Annotated in this window: 19 protein-coding genes and 1 tRNA gene; 10 read left to right on the plus strand and 10 right to left on the minus strand. The window is 32.5% G+C overall.

All coding sequences use genetic code 11. The annotated features are described in order from the left end of the window. Window positions 1-2: 2 nt before the first annotated feature. Complete coding sequence (locus ACQ654_RS12505) at window positions 3-1,007, plus strand: PorP/SprF family type IX secretion system membrane protein (protein WP_430410673.1); 1,005 nt, start codon at window positions 3-5, stop codon at window positions 1,005-1,007. A gap of 15 nt (window positions 1,008-1,022) precedes the next feature. After that, on the plus strand, window positions 1,023-2,057 hold the full coding sequence (lepB, locus tag ACQ654_RS12510) for a signal peptidase I (RefSeq protein ID WP_430410674.1): 1,035 nt from the start codon (window positions 1,023-1,025) through the stop codon (window positions 2,055-2,057). Between the two features lie 5 nt (window positions 2,058-2,062). Here lepB and ACQ654_RS12515 read toward each other — a convergent pair whose 3' ends face one another. Then, entirely contained in the window at window positions 2,063-5,173 is a 3,111-nt protein-coding gene (locus ACQ654_RS12515) for an efflux RND transporter permease subunit (RefSeq protein WP_430410675.1), read from the minus strand. A gap of 262 nt (window positions 5,174-5,435) precedes the next feature. On the opposite strand from ACQ654_RS12515, the gene ACQ654_RS12520 reads away from it, so the two are divergent. The 5 genes from ACQ654_RS12520 (at window position 5,436) to ACQ654_RS12540 (ending at window position 11,532) form a co-directional block, all read left to right on the plus strand. Next, window positions 5,436-5,702, plus strand: a complete 267-nt coding sequence (locus tag ACQ654_RS12520; RefSeq protein ID WP_430410676.1) for a hypothetical protein — start codon at window positions 5,436-5,438, stop codon at window positions 5,700-5,702. A 119-nt stretch (window positions 5,703-5,821) separates the two neighbouring features. Beyond that, window positions 5,822-6,967 carry a hypothetical protein gene (locus tag ACQ654_RS12525; RefSeq protein ID WP_430410677.1) on the plus strand — a complete coding sequence of 382 codons (1,146 nt, stop codon included), beginning with the start codon at window positions 5,822-5,824 and terminating at the stop codon, window positions 6,965-6,967. After that, window positions 6,964-7,431: a hypothetical protein gene (locus ACQ654_RS12530; protein WP_430410678.1), complete on the plus strand. Its 468-nt coding sequence runs from the start codon at window positions 6,964-6,966 to the stop codon at window positions 7,429-7,431. The genes ACQ654_RS12525 and ACQ654_RS12530 overlap by 4 nt, the downstream gene beginning before the upstream one ends. Continuing rightward, entirely contained in the window at window positions 7,424-8,515 is a 1,092-nt protein-coding gene (locus ACQ654_RS12535; protein ID WP_430410679.1) for an efflux RND transporter periplasmic adaptor subunit, read from the plus strand. The genes ACQ654_RS12530 and ACQ654_RS12535 overlap by 8 nt, the downstream gene beginning before the upstream one ends. Continuing rightward, window positions 8,515-11,532: an efflux RND transporter permease subunit gene (locus ACQ654_RS12540; protein WP_430410680.1), complete on the plus strand. Its 3,018-nt coding sequence runs from the start codon at window positions 8,515-8,517 to the stop codon at window positions 11,530-11,532. The genes ACQ654_RS12535 and ACQ654_RS12540 overlap by 1 nt, the downstream gene beginning before the upstream one ends. A gap of 508 nt (window positions 11,533-12,040) precedes the next feature. On the opposite strand, the gene ACQ654_RS12545 is transcribed toward ACQ654_RS12540, so the two are convergent. From ACQ654_RS12545 to ACQ654_RS12565, 5 genes are all read right to left on the minus strand, one after another. Further along, window positions 12,041-12,682 (minus strand): hypothetical protein, encoded by a 642-nt coding sequence (locus ACQ654_RS12545; RefSeq protein WP_430410681.1) that lies wholly within the window; start codon window positions 12,680-12,682, stop codon window positions 12,041-12,043. Next, window positions 12,679-13,290, minus strand: a complete 612-nt coding sequence (locus ACQ654_RS12550) for a hypothetical protein (RefSeq protein WP_430410682.1) — start codon at window positions 13,288-13,290, stop codon at window positions 12,679-12,681. Before ACQ654_RS12550 ends, ACQ654_RS12545 begins: the two co-directional genes overlap by 4 nt. 370 nt (window positions 13,291-13,660) lie before the next feature. Next, window positions 13,661-13,734 (minus strand) — tRNA-Asn (locus ACQ654_RS12555). A gap of 570 nt (window positions 13,735-14,304) precedes the next feature. Next, window positions 14,305-15,630, minus strand: coding sequence for an RIP metalloprotease RseP (rseP, locus tag ACQ654_RS12560; protein WP_430410683.1), 1,326 nt, complete (start codon window positions 15,628-15,630; stop codon window positions 14,305-14,307). Between the two features lie 122 nt (window positions 15,631-15,752). Next, window positions 15,753-17,507 carry a M1 family metallopeptidase gene (locus ACQ654_RS12565; RefSeq protein WP_430410684.1) on the minus strand — a complete coding sequence of 585 codons (1,755 nt, stop codon included), beginning with the start codon at window positions 17,505-17,507 and terminating at the stop codon, window positions 15,753-15,755. A 141-nt stretch (window positions 17,508-17,648) separates the two neighbouring features. On the opposite strand from ACQ654_RS12565, the gene ACQ654_RS12570 reads away from it, so the two are divergent. The 3 genes from ACQ654_RS12570 (at window position 17,649) to feoB (ending at window position 20,788) form a co-directional block, all read left to right on the plus strand. Further along, on the plus strand, window positions 17,649-18,317 hold the full coding sequence (locus ACQ654_RS12570) for an SCO family protein (protein ID WP_430410685.1): 669 nt from the start codon (window positions 17,649-17,651) through the stop codon (window positions 18,315-18,317). 77 nt (window positions 18,318-18,394) lie between these two features. Next, window positions 18,395-18,619 (plus strand): FeoA family protein, encoded by a 225-nt coding sequence (locus ACQ654_RS12575; RefSeq protein ID WP_430410686.1) that lies wholly within the window; start codon window positions 18,395-18,397, stop codon window positions 18,617-18,619. A 12-nt stretch (window positions 18,620-18,631) separates the two neighbouring features. Beyond that, window positions 18,632-20,788, plus strand: a complete 2,157-nt coding sequence (gene feoB, locus ACQ654_RS12580; protein WP_430410687.1) for a ferrous iron transport protein B — start codon at window positions 18,632-18,634, stop codon at window positions 20,786-20,788. A gap of 889 nt (window positions 20,789-21,677) precedes the next feature. Here the strand turns inward: feoB and ACQ654_RS12585 are convergent. The 4 genes from ACQ654_RS12585 to ACQ654_RS12600 are packed head-to-tail and all read right to left on the minus strand — an operon-like array spanning window position 21,678 to window position 25,703. Then, on the minus strand, window positions 21,678-23,069 hold the full coding sequence (locus ACQ654_RS12585) for a metal ABC transporter permease (protein WP_430410688.1): 1,392 nt from the start codon (window positions 23,067-23,069) through the stop codon (window positions 21,678-21,680). Then, entirely contained in the window at window positions 23,062-24,192 is a 1,131-nt protein-coding gene (locus ACQ654_RS12590) for a metal ABC transporter permease (protein ID WP_430413025.1), read from the minus strand. Before ACQ654_RS12590 ends, ACQ654_RS12585 begins: the two co-directional genes overlap by 8 nt. After that, window positions 24,189-24,953, minus strand: coding sequence for a hypothetical protein (locus ACQ654_RS12595; RefSeq protein WP_430410689.1), 765 nt, complete (start codon window positions 24,951-24,953; stop codon window positions 24,189-24,191). The genes ACQ654_RS12590 and ACQ654_RS12595 overlap by 4 nt, the downstream gene beginning before the upstream one ends. Window positions 24,954-24,965: 12 nt before the next feature. Then, complete coding sequence (locus tag ACQ654_RS12600) at window positions 24,966-25,703, minus strand: metal ABC transporter ATP-binding protein (RefSeq protein ID WP_430410690.1); 738 nt, start codon at window positions 25,701-25,703, stop codon at window positions 24,966-24,968. Between the last annotated feature and the right edge of the window lie 13 nt (window positions 25,704-25,716).

Consider the following 25,716-nt stretch of genomic DNA (forward strand, 5'->3'; position numbering starts at 1 on the left):
CTATGAAATTAAAAATATGCCTCTTTATTATTGGTCTATGCTTCATTCCTAAAATGCAAGCGCAAGACCCTATATTTTCACAATACTTTTTAGTGCCACAAACTATCAATCCTGGGTTTGCAGGGTTTTTAGAAACCACACATATGGGTATTGTTCACAGAACACAATGGCCAGCATTAGGCTTACGAATTGACACCAATTATGCATTTGCGAGTACATGGTTTGCAGCAGCAAATAGTGGCGTAGGAATTAGCTTTTTAAATCAACGCGAAAGTCAAAGTGGATATGTGTTTTCTCAGTTTAATGTAAATTATGCCTACCAAGTCCAATTGAGTGACGATTGGTATTTTAGACCTGGTTTGGAAGTTGGTCGCGGTTGGAAAAATCTTGGGTTTCAAGGACTGTTATTAGAAGATCAAATTAACATACAAACAAACGTAATTAGTGCTACTTCAATTGATTTGTTATCTTTAAATGATGGTGCTATCGGTTTTTGGGATATTTCTGCGGGATTATTGTTTAATACAGAACAAGCTTGGATTGGTATTTCGGCGAAACACTTGAACAGACCAAATATTTCGTTGACATTAACTGGAAATGTTCCGTTAGAAACGTTTTTCTCCATAAGTGCTGGATACGAATTTTTAGTAACCGATTTTATCGATGTGCGTTTTTTACCATTTGAAACGCGTTTGATGATTACAGGAAACTACATGCATCAAGGTCGTTTTAATCGTTTTGACTTAGGAACTTCGCTTTCGGTTGGTCGTTTATTTTTAGGATCGACATTAGTGACCAATCCTTCAAAAAATAGTGGAAATAGTCATTTATTAACGTCTGTAAATGTGTTTACAGGTTTGCAATACACAAACTTCCGTTTTGGAGTTTCGTATGACTTTAATACTTCAAGAATTGGACGAACTGGCGGTGTATATGAACTTTCATTAACGTATCAATTTGACTCAGAAACGAAAAGATGTTATGGTTGTCCTGATTATCAAAAATAATACAATTCGCTCTTTATGAGTTTAAAAAAAAGATCATACAAAAAACTATTTTTTAGTATAGGATGTATTCTCATCCTGCTATTTTTAGTGTGGTCATCACTTATTTTAATTTCTATAGTATTACTCTTTTTACTGGATTCAGTTACGTTAAAAATTCTAGCTAACTTCATCAAAAAGAAGATTCCTTCAGGAGTTTATCAAGTTTTAACATATGTGTACAGCATACTTTTATTTGTAATCGTAATTACGTTTGTACGTACCTTTTTCTTCGATATATATTACGTTCCATCAAGTTCTATGGAAAAAACCTTATTGCCTGGCAATTATGTGTTGGTCAACAAAATAACCTATGGTACAAAAATACCTGCCAATTTTGGAGATATTCCTGTGGTGGGTTCACTTTTAAATCCATCATATACTCCTGTAAAACACAATAGATATAGGCAATTAAAGGCGTTTAAAGACTTAAAAAGAAACGATATTGTTGTGTTTAAATCGGTGGAAGAGAAGAAAAACACGTTGCTAATTAAGCGATTGATCGGCATGCCTGGTGATACGTTACAAATTAAAAATACTACAGTTTTTATCAATGAAAAACTAGTGCCTGAACTTCCGCTTTTTTGCTACCGTTATGTAGATCATAAAGGATTGTTTTCTATACTATCAAATAGAGAGTTCGATTCCATTTCGACTACCGAAAAAAATACATTGCAAAAAGTTGTGTATGGCAAAGTTTTCAAATCAGAAACGATATTTCCAGCTTCTAAAAAAGGCGAATGGACTGTTGATAATTATGGTGCAATTGTAATTCCCAAAAAAGGGTTGACTATTACGCTAACCAAAGAAAATATTGCCTTGTATCAAGCTTGTATTCGTGATTTTGAAAATGAAGAAAACGTGCTTTCCAATCAAAATGAAGCAACATATACTTTTAAACAAAATTATTATTTTGCAGTAGGTGATAATCGTCATAACTCTATTGATTCTCGCATGTACGGATTTATTCCTGAACGTTATATTCAAGGAAAAATGGTAATGGTACTTCTTTAAAAAAATCATCTTTTTCTTAACGTAAAAACAGGCAAATACAATAGAATTCCAAGTAAAGAAAAGAGTAATCCACCAATAGTTCCGATTCCTAAAGCAAACCAAAATACTTCGCTTTGTCCATCTTTTATAAATGGAATGAATCCTAATATAGTGGAAATAATGGTGAAAAGTATTGGAATTATTTTTTGCTGAAACGCTTCTACATACAACAACATTCGATCACGATTTGGAAATTGTTTTTTTAAGATATTAAATCCATTTACAATAAAAATAGAAGCATTTACCGTAATTCCACTTAATAAGATAAAACTTGCCATGCCACCTTGATCAAAGTTAAATTCGAAGAGATAAAAGGTTAAAAACACACCAATAAATGATACAGGAATGATGCTTAAAATGATAAATGGTTGTGTAAAACTTTCAAATAAAACGGTGCAAATAAGATAGATAATTCCCATGATCAAGAGTAACAAGTAAACGTAATTTGTGGTGTCTTTTGGATTATTATACCAATTCTGATCTGAAAAATCAAATGTGTATCCAAGTGGTAACTTTTTGTTGAGTTCTTTCAGTTTGTCATAGACCAATTGTGATCCAAATTTTGAAGCGCCAACATACTGAAATTCAACCAATCGGACATATTCTTGGTTTTCTTTATAGATACTTTCTGCTTCACGCTGTTTCTGGATTGTCGCCGTATTTTTTAAGACTATTGGAACGTTTTCCGCATTAATTATTGTGTTTTCAATATGCCAACGTTGCGCGTTTTTTGAGGTTTTAGACACAAATCGAATTGGCGTATATTCACCTTCAATATTTAAAAATAGATCGTGTCTTTTGGAAAGTGTCAACGCTTGTAATCCCGAGAATACTTGTGAAGGTGTAACATTGGCGCGTGCTAGTTGCTCTTTGTTGAGTGTAAAAAGATATTCATAGGAAATATTTTTGCTTCTACGACTATTTTCGCGCACTTGCACATTTTTGATTCGCGTATTTTTTTCAAGCATTATTTTGAGCGTATCTGCCCAACTATTCAACATATCATAGTTGTATCCTTTTCCTTTTAGTGAAAAATCTATGAGCGTTGTAGTACTATTTCCTGCTCGAAATCCATTTCCAACTCCGTAAATATTCCACGAAATTCCACCAAAATTCTTTGTTTTAGCAATGAGTCTAGATTTTAAAATGAACGGAAAATCTGTTTCTTTATACGCTTCTTTAAATGTGATTTCTATAAACGCATTGTCAGGATTGTACACAGAAGTTGTAAATTGTTGTAACTCTTTGTACGCCTGCAAATCGTTTTCAAGCATTAAAAATACCTCATTCATTTGATGCACAGTAGCGCCTTTTTCCATAGCTGCATGCACAAAAAGCTTGGTTTCTTCATTTTCTTCATAAAAAGAAGCATCAAATACATAGTGAGAAAACAATCGGAACGATCCGCCCAAATACCGATCGACATACGGACGCAAATTTTCTTTGTACCAATCGTTTCCAATAGAAGAATTATATGCTTTTTCATACCAAGTATCATTCTTTTCCAATTGCTGTGGCAACATAAAAAAAGGAATTCCAAATACTAAAATGATGATGATAATGACCGTTTTTTTAAACCGAATTAACACTAAAATCAGTTTGTAATACAACGTATAAAATGTATTGTGCAAAAGAACTCGCGGATTTTTTTCATCAGTTATTGTTAAGCAGATTTTTTCCAACAAAGCAGGAATTAAGAACAACGCAACGAGTAGCGAAACTCCTAAATTAATGATGATTACATATGCAAAATCGATTAAATTTACTTTATGATGATCTTCCAAAAAATAAATAACCGACAACGCGCCAATAGTGGTTAGTGTAGATGCAAGAATAGGCAAAAACACACTTTTATGATGTTTGTTTCGAATGTGATTCATCATCACAATGCTATTATCAATAATAAGTCCTAACGAAATCGTAATTCCTGCAAGTGAGTACAATTGCAATTGAATACGAAACGCATAATAGAGTATAAATGCAACGCTGATATTTGCGATAATTGAAAGTAAAGTAATAAAGAGATATTTGAAACTTCTACTGACCAATAAAATGAAAACGAATAGAATAAATATTGTGTACAATGTTCGTTCGTATACTTTGTTGAGTTCTTGTTGTAAATACGTTGTACTATCGTATGTTTTTACAATTTCATAATCGGTTGGCAACTGTTTTTCGAGTGTTTTTAGCTTGGTTTGCACTTCTTTAGCCAATGCTATGGTATTTGCATTTTTAGTAGCATACATAGCAAGTGTAATGGCGTCTTTTCCGTTGACACGATAATAATTTTGGTGTTCTTGTGGTGTTTTCCGAATCTGAGCAACATCATCCAAATAGATAATTTTAGCTGTTACTTTTTGTATCGGAATATGCCAATCTGTAGTTGCTATTTTGGGTTGAATGGTTAAGGTACTAAACGCATCTTGATAGTGTACATTTCCTAACGATTCTTTGGTGAAGTATTGTTGCAAAGCGAAAATTAAATCTTGTTTGGTAAGTTTTAGGAGTTGAAGCAACTCGTTGTCATATACAATTTGATATTCTAAAGGTGTTGCGCCATATAACTGTACCTGATCTATATTTTTAATAGCGCCAAGCGTAGGAATTATTTGTGAGTTTACAACTTGTTGAATGACTTCCGTACGTTGCAACGCATTGATACTATAGCTAACAAAAGCGCGTTGTTGTTCATCATTTGGTGTATTGATCCGAATGGTAGGATAGGAAGTTTGTATAGGAAGTTGCTTGTACAATTGCCGAATCATGGTTGCAGTTTCAAATCGGGCGACATCAATATCCGTGTGTTTGTCAAAGTTTAAGGTGATGTAGCCATGATTTTCGGCACTTTTAGATGCGATAGCTGAAACTCCTTCTAATCTCGCAAAACCAGCTTCCAAAACGGAGGAAACGTCGCGTTCCAATGTATATGCAGTGGCAGTTGCTAACGAGTAATTGACTGTAATTGACGGAAGTTTTGAATTTGGATACAATTGCAATCCTATTTTTGGCAACAAAAACAGACCAACAACAGTTAGTATCAAAAATATGACTTGTATTTTAAAGGAAGAAATCTTCATCTTTTACATACTGTGCAAGCAAATTTTACAACGTAAAACCATGTCACAAGTACTTTTACTACAAGATATAGAATTTATTGACATCCTAAGACTACAAGTCGCCTTAAAGCATAAAAATTACACTATTAACTGTATATCAATACTATATAATATATTTTTATAGAAATACCTTACTTATTAAAAGGTCATTTATTCTTTTTGTGTAAAAAAATAAACTACATTGGAAGTATAACCAAACTAATTATTTTAAAAACCAACAATTATGAAAAAAAGAATTTTCACAGTTGCTTTCGTAGCAGCTTTCCTGTTTTCAGGAGCGTTATTATTTCAAGTTGAAAGTGCAGATGCACAAACTTCTACAGATGCACAAGCTCAAGACAGACTAGGAAAATGGATTAAACTTTACGGTGGCGGAAGCGAGCCATACAAAGAAGAATGTTTCCAACACTACACTGATGAATGTTTAGTTGGTGATACCAGAGAAATTAAAGTTGTTGACGCAGGGCCAGCTACACCAGTTAACAATTAATTTATTTTCATCATATATATACTATATGAAAATTCACAACAGCTAAAGAAAGGGTAATTTCTTTAGCTGTTTAGCTATGCTGTAAATTTTGATCTACTAATTCTTTACACTTTTATTACATGAAAAAAAAATTCAATAGCTTTCTAATACTTTCTATCCTATTACTATCATTTTCCTGCAAAAAAGACAACACTTCACACACCAAAAATTATACACATACAATCGTTATTGAAGACTCATTAGATATTCGAATGCCAGCATCTGTAGGTATTTCATTTTTTAAAAATGATTTTAAAGATGCTATTCTATATGGATTACAAAAAAATGAAATTATCAAAGTAGATATCAAAGCAAAAAAAATAGCGGGTAAAATTAAAATTCCTGACTTTTATATAACTTCAAAATTATCATCAATTCATGTGATTACCAAAGACAGTATTTTAGTCACTGATGCTGAAACTTCTTTTCTTTTGATAAATGATAAAGGAGAAGTCTTAAAAAAATATGACATCACAGAAAATTCAATACTTCCCGAAAATAGTCAGATCATTTCAATACTTCCACAAATTAGACTTCAAGAAAGTCAACAAAATGTATATTTTCCAGTGTTGCATTACGCGTATTTGGTACAACCTTGGGAATATAAAAACAGTAACCGAATTGGTGTATTAAATTTAGCATCTGAAAAAGTGACCGATTTTATCATTCCAACCGCAAAAAGCGCCGCGTTGTCAAAAGGTTACAATTATCCTGACGATGTGATGGAGCCAAATCTGACCGTTACAAATACGAACATTCTAGTTTCGTATCCGTATGATGATACTATTGAAATTTTTGATCTTTCGGGAAAATTCCTTTTTCGTAAAAAAATAACCAGTAAGTACATTTCTGAAATTCCAGCACCTATGAAGAAAGAAGCTTATAAGGTTCAGCAAAAAAACTGGAATTATAGAATAACAATGCCTTTTTACGATAATATAAATTATCATGAAGCTATTGGATTGTATTCACGTATTACTCATCATGAGCAAGCTTTAAAAATGAGCAATGGAAAACTCAACAATGGAAGCAAAAGAACTTCTTCAATTATCTTGATGGATTCAGAATTTAATATCGTTGGCGAAACGTTATTTGAAAACGGTTCACTTGGTGTTTATAAATCGATTCCGTTGCCCGATGGTTACCTCATTGCTCCAAATGAAGAATATTGGAACTACGAAGATCAATTGATTTACACGAGAAAATATAAAATTGAAAAATTATGAGCAAATATATATTCATATCGTGTTTATGTATTTTTCTCATTGGCTGTGCTTCCAAAGAAACTACTTGTGAATTCTATGAAGGTTTTGCGTTCTATATGAAGAATGAACACCGTATTGAAATTGCTAAAAAACCCGCTACTATTTATTATTTAATGCCACTCAGCGGTTGTGAACCTTGTGTAGCTTCCAACTTGGAAATGTTGGCTTCCATCCCAAAAAGTGATTCATTGCTTATTATTTTTGTAGGAATTTCAGAAATGCAACAATACAATGATGAAGCAGCAACTTTGAAAAAACAACACAATTATGTAGAAGACATCGATCGAAATATCTATTCGTATGAAACAGATTTTGGGAAACCTTTGCTAATTCATATTGATAAAAAAAACTGCTACTATTACGAAGAAATTACAGATTTGGAAGTTGAAGACGCAAAAATATATTTAGAAAAACACCATGAATAAAGCATTGCTATATACGATTGTATGTTTACTTTGTATCTCATGTGCAAAGCAAACCGAAACGACTTCTTTTGATGAAAAAGGACAAGAAACAATACGAACAGTTGCACGATTGACTGTTGAAACTGTAAAAATTGATAGCGCTATTTTTCAAAAACAAATTATAGCGAACGGCATTGTTGAAGCATTGCAAAAAAGCGAACTTCGATTTAAAATAAGTGAGCGTATTGCAAATATTCGTATCAAAAATGGAGCCTTTGTGCACAAAGGAACTTTGCTAGCAAGCTTAGACAATGAAGTCTTAAAAAATCTATTGGAAAAAGCTCAAATTGACTTAGAAAAAGCAAAACGAAATTTTATTGAAGAGAAAATAAATTATGGTTTTGCAGGAGTTGAAAATGATAAAATTGATCCTGTAAAACTCAAATATATGTACTTACGAAGCGGCTATACAGAAGCTAAAAACACGCTAGAAAGTGCTCAAATTCGCTACAATCAAACTTTATTAAAAGCTCCTTTTAGCGGCGTTATTGCTAACTTGGAAAGTAAAACTGGCGATTTTGTGACTTCTGGAGATATTTTTTGTACAATCATCAATAGAAAACAATTGGAAGTTTCTTTTTCTGTGTTAGAAAACGAAATTCCTTTTCTGGAAATTGATCAGAAAATTGCGGTAACTTCTTTTGTAAATGATGAGATGAACTATGAAGGAATGATCACGGAAATTAATCCGTTAGTTGATAAAAATGGGCTTGTAAAAGTAAAAGGAACTATTCAAAAATCAGACACTTCTTTGTTTGACGGAATGCATGTTAAAATACTCATTTACAAACCATTAAATAATTTTTTAGTGATTCCACGAGAAGCTGTTGTGTTTCGTGAAGATAAAGAAATTGTGTTTACTTCAAAAAATGGCAAAGCCAAGTGGAATTATGTCGAAATTTTAGACGAAAACAGTAAAAGTTATGCGTTGCAAAAAGGACTGAAATATGGTGATACAATTATTGTTGCAGGAAATATGAATTTATCGCACGATGCTAAAATTTCGCCTGTTTTCAGATCGAAAAAAGAAGAAAATTTACGCTAATGGTTCGGTTTTTAATACAAAAACCCATTGCTGTTTTTATGGTAACATTTGCGTTGCTACTTTTAGGAATTGTTGCTTCACAACGCATTCCAACTTCTTTATTACCCGACATCGATATTCCTGAAATTACCGTACAACTTTCCTATCCAAATAACACGGCGCGCCTATTGGAAACCAATATTGTCAGACCATTGCGAAATCAGTTGTTGCAAGTTGCCAATTTAACCGATATTGAAACACAATCCAGAGACGGAATTGCTACTCTAAAACTTCGTTTTGCATACGGCACTAATACAGATTATGCGTTTATTGAAACCAATGAAAAAGTAGACGCGGCGCTCAATCAATTGCCGCGCGATTTAGAACGACCAAGGGTTTTAAAAGCTTCTGCAACCGATATTCCTATTGTAAATTTGACGGTTTCCCTAGCGGAAAACTACTCAGACGAACGTTTCTTAGAACTTAGTGAATTTACAGAAACCATCATCAAAAAACGAATTGAACAGCTTCCCGATATTGCTTTGGCTGATATGAATGGACAAGCACAACCTGAAATTATTATTACACCATATCAAGACAAACTGAACAGCTTAGGAATGACGAATGAAGTGCTTGTGAATGCAATTCAACGTAATAATTTTGAGCTAGGAAATTTAACGATTCAGAATGGAATTTATCAATACAATTTTATCTTTAAAAATCCTTTACGTACGCAAAAAGACATTGAAACTATTTACTTGAATATTCATGGTAAAATTTTTCAATTAAAAGAATTAGCAAGCGTTTCCATCAAATCACAACAAGCGCGTGGATTAACGTATTACAACGGAAAACGTGTTATTGTGTTGGCAATTATAAAACAGGCCGATGCCAGAATGTACGATTTAAAAACGTCGTTAGAAACGCTGATTCAAGCTTTTGAAAGTGATTATCCTGAGCTAGATTTTGCAACAAATCAAGATCAAACAAAACTGCTACAATTATCAATTGACAACTTAAAATCGAGTTTATGGATTGGTAGTGTTTTGGCAATTTTGATTCTATTTTTCTTTTTGAAAGATGTAAAATCGCCATTAATTATTGCTGTTAGTATTCCAACTTCTATACTAATAAGTGTACTTTTTTTATATCTTTTTGGACGTTCTATCAATATTATTTCACTTTCGGGATTGATTCTTGGTGTTGGAATGATGATTGACAATTCGATCATTGTTATTGATAATATTACGCAAAAATTAGAGGCTAATTATACGTTGCTTGAAGCTTGTGTTGAAGGAACAAATGAAATAATAACACCATTAATAAGTTCCGTATTGACAACGTGTTCGGTGTTTTTACCATTACTTTTTTTAAGTGGAATTACAGGCGCTTTATTCTTTGACCAAGCGTTGGCTGTTTCTATCGGATTGGGTACATCGTTGTTGGTTTCTATTTTTCTAATTCCTCCAATTTATAAGCAATTAAAAAGTAAAAACATACAATTAAAAACCACTTTTCGTTTTCAAACACAACATGTAGATACTTGGTATGAAAAAGGATATCGTTTTTTCTTTGCAAAAAAATGGATGGTGTATGGAATTTCCATTGGAAGTATTTGTATTGCTTTTGTATTATTTACTATCATGAAATATGAACAATTGCCTGAAATTGCAGCTAATGAAACGGTTGTCACTATTGATTGGAATTCACAAATTAATGTGCATGAAAATCAACGTCGGATTCAAACTCTTTTTGAAGATATTCCTACAGCAACAACCGTTTTTTCTCAGGTTGGTGAACAACAATTTTTAGTACAACAAAATAATGTAAAAAGCCTTTCGGAAGCTTCTATTTATCTTAAAGCAACTTCTGCCAAAGAAATTATTCGCATCAAAAAACAATTACAGCAAAAGCTGAAAGCGAACTACAAAAATGTTGCTTTTCGTTTTGACAAACCAAAAACCATTTTTGAATATATTTTTAATACAGAAAGTCATATGCTTGTTGCGGAAGTGTTTTCAAAAGATAGACTTGAAGTTCCAAAAGAGGAAAACCTCAACGAAATTCAGAAAATTTTAAATCAAAAATCTATTACTAAAATTCCATTACAACAGACCGTTTCTATTGAAGTTATGCATGAAAACTTAGCGTTGTACGAAGTGAATTATAACAGATTGATTGATGAACTCAAAACTACGTTTAGTCAAAAGTTTATTGATGATTTAAAAACGGCAAAAAAGTTTATTCCTATCAAGTTAAATTACAACGTTGCTAACGTGGAAAATGTGATCAATCGGTTGTTTGTGAGAAATGATAATGGTGTTTATATTCCTATTAAAAATTTAATCAAACTAAAACAAATTCAACAATACAAAACGATTACTGCCAACAGAAATGGTGAATATATTGGTTTTCCAATGCAACCTGAAACTACAATAGAAACTACAATCCAAAACGTACAAGCCAATGTTAAAAATCATCCAAATTTTAATGTCCGTTTTTCTGGTAGTTGGTTTTCTCTTCAAGAGTTACAAGAAGAGTTGTTACTCGTTATTTTAGTTGCGGTTTTGTTGTTGTATTTTATTATGGTTGCACAGTTTGAATCGTTATGGCAACCATTGATTATTATACTTGAAATTCCTATTGATATTGGCGGCGCTTTACTCCTACTTTGGCTATTTGGCGAATCGATTAATATGATGGCTGTTATTGGAATGATTGTGATGTGTGGTGTGATTATTAATGATAGTATTTTAAAAATTCACACGATAAATTTGTTACAGAAACAAGGTTTCTCTACTGAAGACGCTATTAAAAAAGGTGGAAAATTACGTATTAAACCTATTGTAATGACTTCGTTGACCACTATTTTGGCGTTGCTTCCTTTTCTTTTTATGAGCGGCTTAGGAGCTACTTTGCAAAAACCATTAGCATTGACCGTTATTGGCGGAATGATCATTGGAACATTTATAAGTTTGTATTTTATTCCGTTGACTTATTTATATCTACATCAACGTTTTAAAAAGTCTGAAAGTTAGGGTTTGATTTTTCAAGATTTCTTCTTGTTTAATTTGATAAATACTGATCTTTTATCTGAACAATTGTTAGAAAATAAAACAGCAACTAAAACTTAATTTAATTGCTGTTTTACAAATATTTATGATTGAAAATTAGTTTAGCAACTAATCTGTACCATTACCCAAATTTTTAATTTTTATTCAAATCTCATAACTATTTCATTTCTAGTACGATCCCTTATAAGGAACATATTATTTTAAAATAGGCGTAGAGATTGCACGGAAGACTTTTTCAAGACTTCCCATTTTTAGCTTTATTTTAGAGTTTGAATATCAAAACTCTAAGTTGTTTATTTCTAAGTAATTCCCATAATTGGGACAGTTTATTGTGAAACTATCTCGGAGGTTGCATTGCATCACAAATAATTGTATATCAATCACTTACACCAAATAACGAAGAAAGACGGCAATCAACATTTAAGTTAATCGCTGTCTTTCAGTTTTTTATATTTCAAATTAAAGCTATGCTCTAATTTACACCATTACCATTGTTAGGTAAAATATTTACCCCATTACGTATAAACTTCCTTAATTGAACAAAATTTCCATCTTTAAAATTAAACCTTAAATAGCCATATTTCTTAGAGAAGAATAAAGAATTTAATGGATTATTAAAACCATTATAGTAATTATCAATATTATTTACTTTATAACATTTACCTAATAAATTATCTTCATATATAAAATCTTCCATTTTTTTTATAGGAACAAAAATATTATAATTAGCTGGTGGCTTATATTCTGAAAAACCTATATAGGCACTATCATTCTCTCTGCCTATATAAACTAAGCTAATGTTTCTTTTAAATAATATTGGTTTAGATTGAACTATTGTTGGTGCATCATTATTTAATTCTCCTCTTGAACTATTAATTTGATGTTTTTCTGAAAAGAATTTATAAGGGGTTATTTCTTTAGCATTTCGAGTATTACTCTCTCTAACATTAATTGTATCAATTTTGCCATTAGAATTTTCAAAAATTAAGATATCCCCTTTTTTATAAGGTTGCCAATCATAATCACTATGATCAAGTTTATACACCTTACAAGATGTAAATATTAATAGCAAAATCATTAATAAAGCTTCTTTTTTTGTTTTTAATACTTTCATTCTTTTTTAGCTTTTGAAGGGTCAAGACTAATTTCCTTACACTTGCCCGGATTATTTTTACAAAAATTGTTTAAAACAGAAATTATATGTTCTTGATTGTCTGTTGATTTATGACCACCAAAATTACCTAATGGACCTCCTGCTTTTGGTTGTCCTTCACCTCCCATAATATCTCTATTAGAAAAATAACTTACATTCCTAATTCGCCCGAAATGCTTACCTCCGTTAAATAAATTAATTACCCCAAACCCTTCTCCAGATATTGCATCACTTGGATGACTAAATTGAAAGGATTGGATTCCTTCTGGCGTAGTTATGTTCTTTCCTTGATGTGGTGTTATATAGTAAATAACTTCTATATTAAATAAAGAATTTCCATCTGCATCTTTATAGGTTCTTAGTTGGTCTGCAAATCCTGCTGCATGTGCACCACCTTGACTGTGAGATACTATTCTTATAGCTTCTCCATCTTGAAGGTTAACTTTTCCTTTTTTATATCTTCTATAAAATTGTCTTGCATTTCTTCTCCCTTGACGCATTCTTCCATTAGCACTACTCCAATTCCCTGCTGAACCACTTGTAAATAAATGATTATTATCATTATGCATTGAAGCAAAAGTGTTAATTAGATTTGTTGGTTTACCAAATGAGTTTTTATTGGTCGACCAATATCCTTTTTTACCATATAAACCGTATTGAGTCTTATGCCATCCTGTTCGTCCCCAGAATTGTTGGTCATTTCCAAGGATAGGGCTTCTTAATCCTCCAACGAATATTATTAATCTGCCATCAGGATCAATTGCATTGACAACGTTGTTAGCAACATAAGAATATGGCGATAAATTTGTGTACTTTTCTTGTCATTAAGGAAAGTTGTAAGTCATCATAAAATTGCTCAAATAACTTAAAGAGTTCTTTATTTTATAAAAGTATCGCCATAAAAAAAGCCACTATTTCTAGTGGCTTTTAAAAGCTTTGCTCCTCCTCAAAGACTCGAACTTTGGACCCTCTGATTAACAGTCAGATGCTCTAACCAACTGAGCTAAGGAGGAGTGTTATTGCTTTTTGCGGTTGCAAATATATGCTATTTTTTATTTCGAACAAATATTTTATTTAAATTTTTAAAAGTTTTTTACTCTATTTATGGAGTTCCTTTAATTAGGTTCCAAATATCATTTCTAAAAATTAAGACTATTAAGTAAATTAATGATTATAAAATTCACAATTTTCTATATTTTCATCACCTTTCTATGTGGTATTTTTTTAATATCTCAAAAGCAAAATGAAAATTTTTTCTTATCAAAAAAAGTAATAATTTCGCTCTTTATTTAGTAATATTTTGTCTTAATTAAATTTTAGAAAATGAAAAAATTAAACTCAAAACTTCTTTTAAAGAAAAAAACTATCTCCAATCTTAACGACAAGTTAAGTGGAGGAAATGCTGAAAGTGTTACAGTGTTTACTATATTTCTCTCGAAATATTGCGGCACAGCTAATTGCTCTGCTTTATGTGGTGAAACAACATTGTGTCAAACAGATAAAACCTGTTGGTATTGTGATACTGATCTGTGCGCATAGAAATATTATTTCCCTATGCTTTTTCAGAGAAAAGTATGGGGAAATTATTTAATTAAATTCCATATATCATTTCCAAAGATGACCACCATTAAACTCATAATGAGCACAAAACCTATAATTTGACCAATTTCCATCACTTTTTGAGATGGTGCTTTTCCCACAATCATTTCATATAGTAAAAACATTACGTGTCCGCCATCTAAAGCTGGTATTGGAAGAATGTTTAAAAAGGCTAACCATACAGAAAACATTGCCATGAAACTCCAAAAGAATTGCCAATTCCAAGTTGTAGGCATAATTTCTACAATTCCAATTGGTCCTTTTACTTTTTTGTATCCTTGAATTACTGGGTTAAAGATTAGTTTGAATTGTTTTACTTGACGAACTAATACATTAATCGTTTCTTCAAATCCTCTAGGGACCGCTTCGAAAAAGCCATATTCCTTTGTAATAAATAGTTTTTGCTCTGCCAATGACATATTTTGTCTAACACCTAATCCTAAACTATCTGAAAGGCTTGCAGTAATATCAATTACTTGATTTTGTCTTTTAACTTTTAACGTAATTGTATTTCCTGCGCTTTTTTCTATTTCTTCTGTGAATTCATCCCAAAATTCTAGTGATACATTATTGGCTGTAATTACTTCATCGCCAGCTAAAATCCCAGCTTCTTTTGCATTAGTGCTATCGATGACTTCACCAATAACTAGTGAATTGTATCGCGGAATAATTATTTGTTGTCCTCGGCGTTCTAATGCTGCTTTTTTTCCTTCATCACTTAATGGTACTGTAATTTCTTTTCCGTTACGCATTACCGTAACTTCATCACCAAGTAATAAGTCCATATTTAGGTACTTATCTAGCTTTTCAACAGCTTTTCCATCTATGGCAACAATATTGTCTCCTGTTTTTAAACCAATTTTTTCACTGACGCTGTCAAAATACAATCCGTGTTCTATTTTGTTTACAGGAATGTAATTTTCACCGTAATATGTAAATAATGCAATGTAGATAAACCAGGCAAGTAAGAAATTCACAATAACACCACCTAACATGATGATTAGTCGTTGCCAAGCTGGTTTTGAACGGAATTCCCACGGTTCTGGTGGTTTTTCCATTTGTTCTTTATCCATGCTTTCATCAATCATTCCAGCAATTTTGACATATCCTCCAAGTGGAAGCCATCCAATACCATACACTGTATCTCCAACTTTCTTTTTCACTAAAGAAAACCAAGGATCAAAAAATAAGTAGAATTTCTCTACTTTAGTTTTAAAAAGCTTTGCTGGTATAAAATGCCCCAATTCATGAAGAATGACAAGAATTGATATGATTAGAATAAACGATGTAATCTGAATAAATACTCCCATTTAGGTATAAAATGTTTATAGAACGCACAAAAGTAAGCTTTTATGATAACTTAAAAAAGGGTGAAACCTACCTATATGTGTTTTTTGAAATATTTAAAATGGAAATAGTGAATACTAGTGACCTATTTTTCAAATGAAACTGCCGTAGTTTTGCGTGTTGTATCTTCTAATGTTGGCTTAATTTCAAAATCTGCAACTGCCTCAATATCAACACCAATAGTATTGTTTTTTGATATTAAATCAAATTTAGGATCTAAAATAATAGTTGCAATTTCAAAACCAATAGTTAGTGTATATTCCTGACCGTTGAAAGTATTGTCTAAAGTGATCAATTTTTCTTCTCCTTGTGTTCCAACTATTAAAAAAGGTACGTTCATTTCAAAATAATCAACTTTTCTGTTTGATTGTTCTTGATTTACTTTGATACTAAGTCCATCTTTTTCAGATTGATACCAAGCTACATCATATGAAGGATATCCTTCTCCGTAAATCCAATCGTTGAAGAACTCTGTTAAATCTTCTCCACTTGTGTTTTCTAAATGTGTTTTTAAATGATCAGTATTTGCATATCCGTATGCTAATTCTTCATCATTTAAATAATTTCTAATTCCTTTGAAAAATGTCGCATCACCCAACTTAGTACGTAACATATGAATTACCATAGCGCCTTTGTTATACGTCAAGCGTGAACTAAAAATACGTCCAACATTGTCTAGTTTTTCATCTTTTACATATACTGATCCATTTCTAGATGTTGTAATGTTAGCAACTTTTCCACGTTTCCAGTTGATAAAATCTTCTTCTCCATCTAAATGATTTTCTACCAAACCAGATAAATACGTTGCAAAACCTTCATTTAACCAAATATTATTCCATGAGTCACACGTAACTTTATTCCCAAACCATTGGTGTGCTAATTCATGTGCAATTAACGATCTACTAAAATTCCCCATAAAAGAAATTGTAGAATGCTCCATTCCGCCACCATATGAAAATTCGGCATGACCATATTTTTCATCTTTATAAGGATAATCTCCTAATAAATCTTGAAATAAATTCATAATCTCAACCGTTACTTTGGTGTATTCTTCTGCTTTCTCTCTTGATTCTGGATATACATAATTTACGATATCAAAACTTGACCCGTCATTTTCAATTGTCTGCGAAAACACTTCGTAGTTTGTTACCGCTATTCCTATTAAATACGAAGGAATTGGGTAATTATGTTGCCAATGTGTAGTTACTAAATCGCCAGTAGTTTGCTCTGAAATAATCATTCCATTTGAAACAGCTTTGTATGCTTTTGGCGCAGTAATAATAACATCTATCTGATCAATTTTATCATTTAAATCTTGCTTACATGGCCACCAATCTCTTGATCCGAAAGGTTCTGATAATGTGTATAAAGCAGGTGTATTGTTGTGTGTAGTTGTTACGAATCCGTCACCATCAGCATTTTTGTTTGGTATTCCTTCGTAAATAATGGTTACTTTTTCTGTAGCGTTTTCACAAAGTCCATTTTTAAATGTAATAATTAATTCATTGTTTTCATGTGTGAAAGCCAACTCTTCTGTTGCAGTAGTTACGGAAAATACTTCTAAGTTATCCGATAAATCAAAAACTATTGTATCTGTATTTTCCAACGCTCTAAACTCGGAGGTTACCTGTCCTTTAATATAATGTTTTGCTGGATCTACTTCTAATTGAAGCTTGTGGTATACTAAGTCGTACGAAGCTGTATGTTCGTTTGCTTCAAACTGTTGCAACTGTGCTGCTTTGTTATGTTCTCCTTTTACCACGTCAATTAATTCTGCTCCTGATTGTGCGCTAACGATAAAAGTACATAAGAAACCAATGGCTAAAATGGTGTTCTTCATAGTAGTAAGTTAGATTTGGGACAGACAATATAGGAATTTTTTCCAGTGATAAATAAAAATCGTAAATTTGCACAGGGTTTTTTCGATGAATACCCCAAAATAAATCGATGAACAGTAATTTTTTACGTTAAACGGACTTCTATGTTATCATTTTTCAGCAAATACAGACTTTTTGCTATTGTAATGCTTTGTCTATCAGCAATTATCATTATACTTTTCTACACAGCACTTAAACGAAAAAACACACTTCCTATATATCAACCTACTAATGTAAATGTCGAATTAGTTGACAATTCCATACAACATATAAGTAAATATCATAAAATAAATGATTTTTCTTTAACGAATCAGAACGGTGAAACTGTTACACAACAGACGTATAACGGTAAAATTTACGTTGCCGATTTCTTTTTTACTACTTGTGCAACCATTTGTCCTATTATGACAAAAAACATGGCAGACATTCAAAAAGAAATCATGGATGATGAAGATATTATGTTATTGTCACACTCCGTAACTCCCGAAATTGATACGGTAGCGCAACTAAAACGCTATGCTATTGAAAAAGGAGTCAATGATAAAAAATGGAATTTGGTTACAGGTGATAAAAAACAAATTTATGACTTGGCACGTAAATCATATTTAGCCGTAAAATCGCAAGGAGATAATGATTACGGAATGGTGCATACGGAAAATTTTATGCTCATTGATAAAGAACGTCGCATTCGTGGTTTTTATGATGGTACTAAAAAAGAAGACATTGAAAAGCTACTAGAAGACATTGAAATCTTAAAAAAATCATACAAATAAACGTTTTTCTACACGGAAGTTTTCTAACTTAACTTTTTAACTTATTTTTGCTTCTTTAAATTTAATCTAAATAAAGAATGCAAACTGTAGCAGATTTAAAAAAAGGAGAAAAAGCAATCATTCTTGATTTCTCTGTTGATACAATTCCGCTAAAACTCATAGAAATGGGTTGCCTTCCCGGAAACGAAGTTGCATTGGTACAAACCACTCTTTTTAATGGTCCTTTATTTTTAACGATTAATGGAAGTAATATTGCAGTGCGAAAAGATACTGCCAAGCAAATTCTAATAGAAAAAATATAATCCTATGCGCGCATGAGTGATTCAATGATACAAGTAGCATTAATAGGAAATCCAAATACAGGAAAAACATCATTATTCAATCATTTAACTGGATTGAATCAGAAAGTTGGAAACTATCCAGGGATTACGGTTGATAAAAAAACAGGAACGTGCAAACTTTCCAAAACACAAAAAGCTACCATTTTAGATTTGCCCGGAACGTATAGCTTAAATGCGTCTTCTGCCGATGAAAAAATTGCCATTGATGTTTTAAATGATCCCGAAAACGAATACCATCCAGATGTTGCCGTTGTGGTTACTGATGTAGAAGAACTAAAGCGTAACTTGCTTATTTACACACAAGTAAAAGATTTAAACATTCCTGCAATTTTAGTCATTAATATGGCTGATAGAATGAAAATGAAAGGAATTACACTTAATATTCCACAATTAGAAGCTGATTTAAAAACCAAAATTGTAGTCATAAGTTCAAAGCTTCAAACTGGAATTTCTGAGTTAAAAGAAGCCATCGTACATTACAAATCAATTTCAAAAGAAGCGTGTATTCCTGCGGAACGTTTCAAACAAAATACGATCAAAAATCCTGAATTGTTAACATCGTTATCAGAAGCCGCACTTAAAAAAACGCAACATCACGAAACGGTAATTCGGTATCAATTCATCAATAATACACTAAAAAAATCATATACAATTGACAAAGAAAAAGCGTCTGATTTGCAAACCAAGTTAGATCGAATTTTTACACATAAAATCTTTGGATACGTAATTTTTGGAGTATTATTATTATTAATATTTCAAGTCATTTTTGAATGGAGTTCTGTTCCAATGGACTTTATTGATAGCACATTTGGCTCGTTGGCCGATTGGACAAAAGCAACCTTGCCAGAAGGAATGTTTACCAACTTATTAGCCGAAGGAATCATTGCTGGCTTGGGCGGAATTGTGATTTTTATACCACAAATTGCTTTTCTATTTCTGTTTATTGCCATCTTAGAAGAAAGCGGCTACATGAGTCGTGTTGTCTTTTTAATGGATAAAATAATGCGCCGTTTTGGATTGAGTGGAAAAAGTGTTGTTCCGCTAATTTCGGGAGCCGCATGCGCAATTCCTGCAATTATGGCAACCCGAAATATTGAAAGTTGGAAAGAACGACTCATTACTATTTTGGTAACTCCATTTATTACTTGTTCTGCACGTTTGCCTGTGTACGCTATTTTAATTGCATTGGTCATTCCGAGTGAACGCGTATTTTGGATTTTTAATTGGCAAGGAATTACCCTAATGGCGTTGTATATTATTGGTTTTGCCATTGCACTACTTTCAGCGTATATTTTACACAAAACCTTAAAAATTGAAAGCAAATCGTATTTCGTTGTAGAAATGCCAAAATATAAAGTTCCGTTATTTAAAAATGTAGCATTAACAGTTATAGAAAAAACAAAAACGTTTGTGTTTGAAGCTGGAAAAATCATCTTAGCAATTTCTATTATTCTATGGGTTTTAGCTTCGGTTGGTGTAAATGATACGTTTACGAATGCAGACAAAATAGTACAAACTTCTGTTACTGAAAATGGTTTCAATGAGATTCAAGAAGTTTCGTTACAAAATAAAATGATGCGTTTTGAAAAACGCTTAAAAGAAGAAGCGAAGGAAGCTAATAAAACGTTGACAGCACAAGATATTAATGCAGCTATAGCTGAAAAAACGCCTGATTTTAGACAAGCAGTTATTGATGATGAAATTGCCGCTTTAAAACTTGAAAATTCAGCCTTAGGAACCATCGGAAAAGCTATTGAACCTGCAATAAAACCACTAGGTTACGATTGGAAAATTGGAATTGCATTGGTAAGTTCGTTTGCGGCACGAGAAGTATTTATAGGAACCTTAGCTACTATTTACAGTGTTGGAAGCGAAGGTGATGATGAAACTGGAAATACAATTACTGCCAAAATGGAATCGGAAGTGCATGCCGATTCTGGAAAGAAAGTATTTACGTTTGCTTCTGGCATATCATTGTTATTGTTTTATGCGTTTGCCATGCAATGTATGAGTACATTAGCCATTGTAAAACGGGAAACAAATGGTTGGAAATGGCCAATGGTTCAGTTATTTGGAATGTCGGCCATTGCATATCTTGCAGGATTACTAGCGTATCAATTTTTAAAATAAACCAACAAAAGATGATTCAAGAAATAATAGTAGGCATCACGTTTTTTATTGCGATCGGTTTCATTATCAAGAAATTTTTCTGGAAAAAGAAAACCACAAAAACTTGTGGAAAAGACGGTTGCGGTTGTTAATTTCATCTTTATCATAAAGATAGTAACTCAATTCGAAAAACAAAGCAGCTAAATTTAAAGAAAATTCAAAACTGTTAAAACACCTTTGGTGGCATTCATTTCATTCGCTGATGTTTCTAGTCAATATCCCAAAACACGAATAGCTGTTTCTAGCCTAAAGTTTTTATGTAACATTAACGTAAATCTTGGTCGTACTCCAAAAAAAGAAATTATCACTCATGGCATATCCGTAAGATGAATTAAATCTTGAATTTTATTTAGATATTGAAAAATATCGTAAACTATAGGAATGATAGTACTATTAGAGCCTCTTTTTTATGCTTCAATTTTATTGATTGGGAATCTTTGTATTTGCAGTGCTGGAAAGAGTAGTGTTTGATGTTGGAATTATGTACATCATACTGCAAATTGCCGTTTTTATTATACTATCATTCTGAATAAAATTCTCGTTGTAGCAAAAAAATAAAAGCATAAAAAAAAGAGCGTGTTAAGCCGCACGCTCTTTTTTTGTGTCATATAGTTGATTTGTACCTTAAACAAATCAATAAAGACTATTTTTAAAATTACTCAATACGAATGTAGTTTGATTATTAATAATTTAGAATATAATTAGATTAACTAGCAAAGTTGGTCGATAAACATAGCAATTCTATAGATGAACGGTAAATTGAAAAACTTAAAATTATGTTAACTTACTGATAAACAAACAACTAATAAGCGTTAGCATTATTCTTACAAAGAACAAAAATTTGTATAAATTATCCTCTAAATAAAAAGAAATCATCTTTCATTTCTTCAATTTCGGTATCTTTATTTGTGATGATATAATCAATAGCTTTTTCCGTAAACTCCTCTCCTTTCTCTGTTAAAGAAATAATATGTTCTTCAACCGTAATCATATTGTTTTTCAATGCCAATTCTACAATAGATTTAGATCGCAAGCGTTGCCAATTAATATGTTCGTTTAAATGTTTTACATGACGTTCACTTTCTTCTGTATGATTTCGAATGTGAAGTAAAAACACCAATAACATAATTTCCGTTTTCTGTTGACGAACTTTGTAATATCCGTAAATAACGCCTCTTTTGGGTAAAATGTAAATTAACAAAGCTGTCATAACGGCTCCAGCTCCAATAATGATTATATAATCAGAAAAGATGAATTGTTCAAAAACCATTTTTATTTTATCACTTAGCGCGAATTGTGTAAAACCAGGTTCATTTAGTACTAAAGTTTGATAATATTGATGAAATGTAACACCTATTCCTGTTGCCAAACTTACTACAATTGATGTAATGATTGGTTCGTACACTAACAAGAATAAAATAGCTAAAACCGTTGTCATTGATCCAGAAATGGAAGCATCTAACAAATGTGCTAACCAATATCCTGAAATTGCAGAGAAAACGCCAAAAAAGCACGCGAGCACTAACATTTTCTTTAAATCTTTTGTGAACAGATATGCAGTTGCCGCAGGCGCAATCATAAGTGCAACAACTAATATTGGACCAACTGCATCAAACGCTCCAACAATGGTTACAGACGAAACCGTCATCAATCCGTAATGCATGATAATTGGCGAAAACCCAAGTGCGGCGGCTAATCCAGGATCAAACGTGCTTACTTTGAGTTCTTTAAAAAACATAAATAATAACACCAACGTTATCAATAAAATTATTCCAATAACCCAAATTGCTTTCGGTCCAAGATTGATGCACGAATCGGCAATTCCTTCCGTACAATTAATGAGTAACGGATCAAAAGGAGCTAAACTTAAGTCACCAACCATGACTGAATCTATATCTAAATGCACGTCGTTGGCATTTTTCGCAATCAAAATAACACCAATACTAAACAATGCAGGAAACACCAAACCAATTGCTGTATCTTCTTTTACTAAGCCTGTTTTTTGAATAAATTCGACTAAGAAAACTGTCACAATTCCTGCCAAAGCCGCCAATACAATTAATAAAGGAGAAGCTGTATCGCCAACAATAAAAAACCCAATAACAATTCCTAATAATATAGAATGACTGATGGCATCACTTATTAGCGACATTTTTCGCAATACTAAAAATGTCCCAGGAATGGCACAAGCGACTGCAACGAGCGCAACAATAATTTGTATGGTAATTTGTGCGCTATTCATGTGTATCTTTTACTTGTTGATCGTATAAATTTTCCGCCGTTTTATATCCTTTTTGTGTCATAGACCATTGTTGTCCAGAAATTTGCACATAATTTAAATCGACGAGTTCTTGTAAAGATCGTTTTGAAAATCCTTGAAAACCATTTAATATTTTAATCGAATGCGGATGTGCTATATTGCTATGATCTTTGGCAATTCCGTACATAAACGCTAGTGTTTTGTGCATTTTAATATTGTTTCTATTTTTCATGAAACGAATTTGCCTGAACAATAATCCTCTACTTGGCGAAAACACAAACGAAATTAATACCAAACTTGCGGCTACCAAAACGATAACTGGACCAGTTGGCAAGTTACTTTGACTTGCGCTAATTCCTGTTCCGACAACTCCTGAAAATGCTCCAAAAATTGCCGCTAAAGTCACCATAATACCCAAACTGTTTGTCCATTGTCGTGCGGCGGCGGCTGGTGCTAATAACATTGCGCTCATTAATACAACACCAACTGTTTGCAATCCTAAAACAATTGTAATTACAATAAATGTTGTGATTAAAATATCGATGAATCGTGTGTTGAAACCGAGTGTTTTTGCATAATCAGCATCAAATAGTAAGATTTTGAATTCTTTCCAGAATACGAGTAATATAATCAAACAAATTCCTGCTACAATTGCCATCAACCAAACATCTTTTTCCAACAACGTTGCAGCTTGACCAAATAAATATTTGTCCAAACCTGCCTGATTGGCGTTTGGTTGTTTTTGAATAAACGTCAATAATAACATTCCAAAACCAAAGAATAAGGAAAGGGTTAAACCCAACGCTGTATCTGATTTTAAATGTGTTTTTTTCGTAATTCCACGAATCCAAAACGTTCCAATTAATCCACTTATCAACGCGCCAATTAGTAAAATATATGTGTCTTTTGCGCCCATAATTAGGAACGCAATGGCAATTCCTGGCAAGGCGGCATGCGAAATGGCATCACCTAGTAAACTTTGTTTTCGCAAAACGGCAAAACTTCCTAACATTCCACAAATTGCTCCTAAAATTGCTGTTCCGAGCGTTATGGTTCGTAAAGTGTAATCTTCAAAAACAAGCGATATGTATTCTTGAATGTCTATGGTTTCTCGTTTTTAACTTGTTTTACAAATTTATTTCCATCAAAGGTTAAAAGCACTTTTTTTCCTGTAGGTTTAAAAAAGCCAGTATCATTATCCATCATAAACTCGCTATGTGTAACCGTTTTTGTTTTAATATTTACATGTAAGTCAAATTTATAGCGTCTCGGAATTTTAAAAACATAGATTGATTCATCGTTTTCAAAAATGGTCTTTCGCACTAATTTTTCATTAATCAATTCAAAATAAGTTAGGATTTTATGATGATGACCGCTTCCGTAGGTTCCGTAACCTTCAAATAAGTAGCCTTTATAAAAAGGATATATTCCCAAAATGACAGCGTCTGCAAACATATCATTTCCTTCTTCTTCGTCATCAATTGGTTTTTCATCCTGAATTGAAACTACATGTATTTCTGTATCCGATTCAAATTGAAGTAAGCTATTTATTGCATGCCAACTTCCGCCCGTGAGCGTGTCCCAACTAAAGCTTCGTATTTTGTTATCTTTTGAGGTTTCAATGTTGATATATTTACGAAGTTCTGGAAATGTATATGCCCAACTTTCTTTGCTAGAAAGTACTTTTTTTAAGGTTTTTTCAAATTGAATCGCTACTGCAGCTCTATCAATAGCTGGATCTTTAGAACGTAATTTTTTCAATACTGCAAGCACTTTTTCTTCTGCTACTTTCATGTCTGTTTGGGCAAACATTGAAAGTGAATATAAGCTTAGAAAGAATCCCAGAAAGAACGTTTTTGTTTTCATATATTTCTTCTTCTATTCTTGAACACTTACCTTATAGTTAATTCCGTAAGTTTTGGTCAAATTATCATCATTGAAGATATCTTTTACGGGACCAGTTGCAATTTTTTTTACGTTTAAAAATGTTACCCAATCAAAATATTCAGGAACGGTTTGTAAATCGTGATGTACTACAATTACTGTCTTCCCAGCTTTACGGAGTTCTTTTAATATGTTGATAATTGCTTTTTCGGTGGTTGCATCAACTCCTTGAAACGGTTCGTCCATGAAGTAAATTGAAGCATTTTGTACCAATGCTCTTGCCAAGAAAATTCGTTGCTGTTGTCCGCCCGAAAGTTGACTTATTTGACGGTTTTTAAAAGGCAACATTCCTACTTTTTCCAAAGCTTCTAAAGCGGCTTTCTTTTGTTTTTGCCCAGGACGTTTAATCCAACCGAGACTTCCGTACGTTCCCATCATGACAACATCTAACGCTGTTGTTGGAAAATCCCAATCAACACTTCCTTTTTGTGGAACATATGCCACTAAACGGCGCTGTTTTTCATATGGTTTTCCGTAAACAGAAATTGTTCCCGCAATGGGTTTAATGATTCCTAAAATGGCTTTGATCAACGTAGATTTTCCCGCGCCATTTGGCCCAACAATACACATCAAAACACTTTCCGGAATTGCTAAATCAATATCCCAAAGTACTGGTTTGTAATCGTATGCAACCGTAAGGTCATCTACTGTGATTGCGTATTTTTGTTCCATTTTTGTTTTTTTA

It is taken from the genome of Kordia sp. (assembly GCF_965283645.1).
GTDB lineage: Bacteria > Bacteroidota > Bacteroidia > Flavobacteriales > Flavobacteriaceae > Kordia.

What these genes read in the sequence shown, in the direction of transcription:
- lepB (WP_430410674.1), top strand. Translation starts at nt 1,023, where the DNA reads ATGAGTTTAAAAAAAAGATCATACAAAAAACTATTTTTTAGTATAGGA.
- feoB (WP_430410687.1), top strand. Translation starts at nt 18,632, where the DNA reads ATGAGTGATTCAATGATACAAGTAGCATTAATAGGAAATCCAAATACA.
- ACQ654_RS12600 (WP_430410690.1), bottom strand. Translation starts at nt 25,703, where the DNA reads ATGGAACAAAAATACGCAATCACAGTAGATGACCTTACGGTTGCATAC.
- ACQ654_RS12535 (WP_430410679.1), top strand. Translation starts at nt 7,424, where the DNA reads ATGAATAAAGCATTGCTATATACGATTGTATGTTTACTTTGTATCTCA.
- ACQ654_RS12540 (WP_430410680.1), top strand. Translation starts at nt 8,515, where the DNA reads ATGGTTCGGTTTTTAATACAAAAACCCATTGCTGTTTTTATGGTAACA.
- ACQ654_RS12545 (WP_430410681.1), bottom strand. Translation starts at nt 12,682, where the DNA reads ATGAAAGTATTAAAAACAAAAAAAGAAGCTTTATTAATGATTTTGCTA.
- ACQ654_RS12525 (WP_430410677.1), top strand. Translation starts at nt 5,822, where the DNA reads ATGAAAAAAAAATTCAATAGCTTTCTAATACTTTCTATCCTATTACTA.
- ACQ654_RS12520 (WP_430410676.1), top strand. Translation starts at nt 5,436, where the DNA reads ATGAAAAAAAGAATTTTCACAGTTGCTTTCGTAGCAGCTTTCCTGTTT.
- ACQ654_RS12515 (WP_430410675.1), bottom strand. Translation starts at nt 5,173, where the DNA reads ATGAAGATTTCTTCCTTTAAAATACAAGTCATATTTTTGATACTAACT.
- ACQ654_RS12565 (WP_430410684.1), bottom strand. Translation starts at nt 17,507, where the DNA reads ATGAAGAACACCATTTTAGCCATTGGTTTCTTATGTACTTTTATCGTT.
- ACQ654_RS12505 (WP_430410673.1), top strand. Translation starts at nt 3, where the DNA reads ATGAAATTAAAAATATGCCTCTTTATTATTGGTCTATGCTTCATTCCT.
- rseP (WP_430410683.1), bottom strand. Translation starts at nt 15,630, where the DNA reads ATGGGAGTATTTATTCAGATTACATCGTTTATTCTAATCATATCAATT.
- ACQ654_RS12550 (WP_430410682.1), bottom strand. Translation starts at nt 13,290, where the DNA reads ATGCATAATGATAATAATCATTTATTTACAAGTGGTTCAGCAGGGAAT.
- ACQ654_RS12530 (WP_430410678.1), top strand. Translation starts at nt 6,964, where the DNA reads ATGAGCAAATATATATTCATATCGTGTTTATGTATTTTTCTCATTGGC.
- ACQ654_RS12575 (WP_430410686.1), top strand. Translation starts at nt 18,395, where the DNA reads ATGCAAACTGTAGCAGATTTAAAAAAAGGAGAAAAAGCAATCATTCTT.
- ACQ654_RS12570 (WP_430410685.1), top strand. Translation starts at nt 17,649, where the DNA reads ATGTTATCATTTTTCAGCAAATACAGACTTTTTGCTATTGTAATGCTT.
- ACQ654_RS12595 (WP_430410689.1), bottom strand. Translation starts at nt 24,953, where the DNA reads ATGAAAACAAAAACGTTCTTTCTGGGATTCTTTCTAAGCTTATATTCA.
- ACQ654_RS12585 (WP_430410688.1), bottom strand. Translation starts at nt 23,069, where the DNA reads ATGAATAGCGCACAAATTACCATACAAATTATTGTTGCGCTCGTTGCA.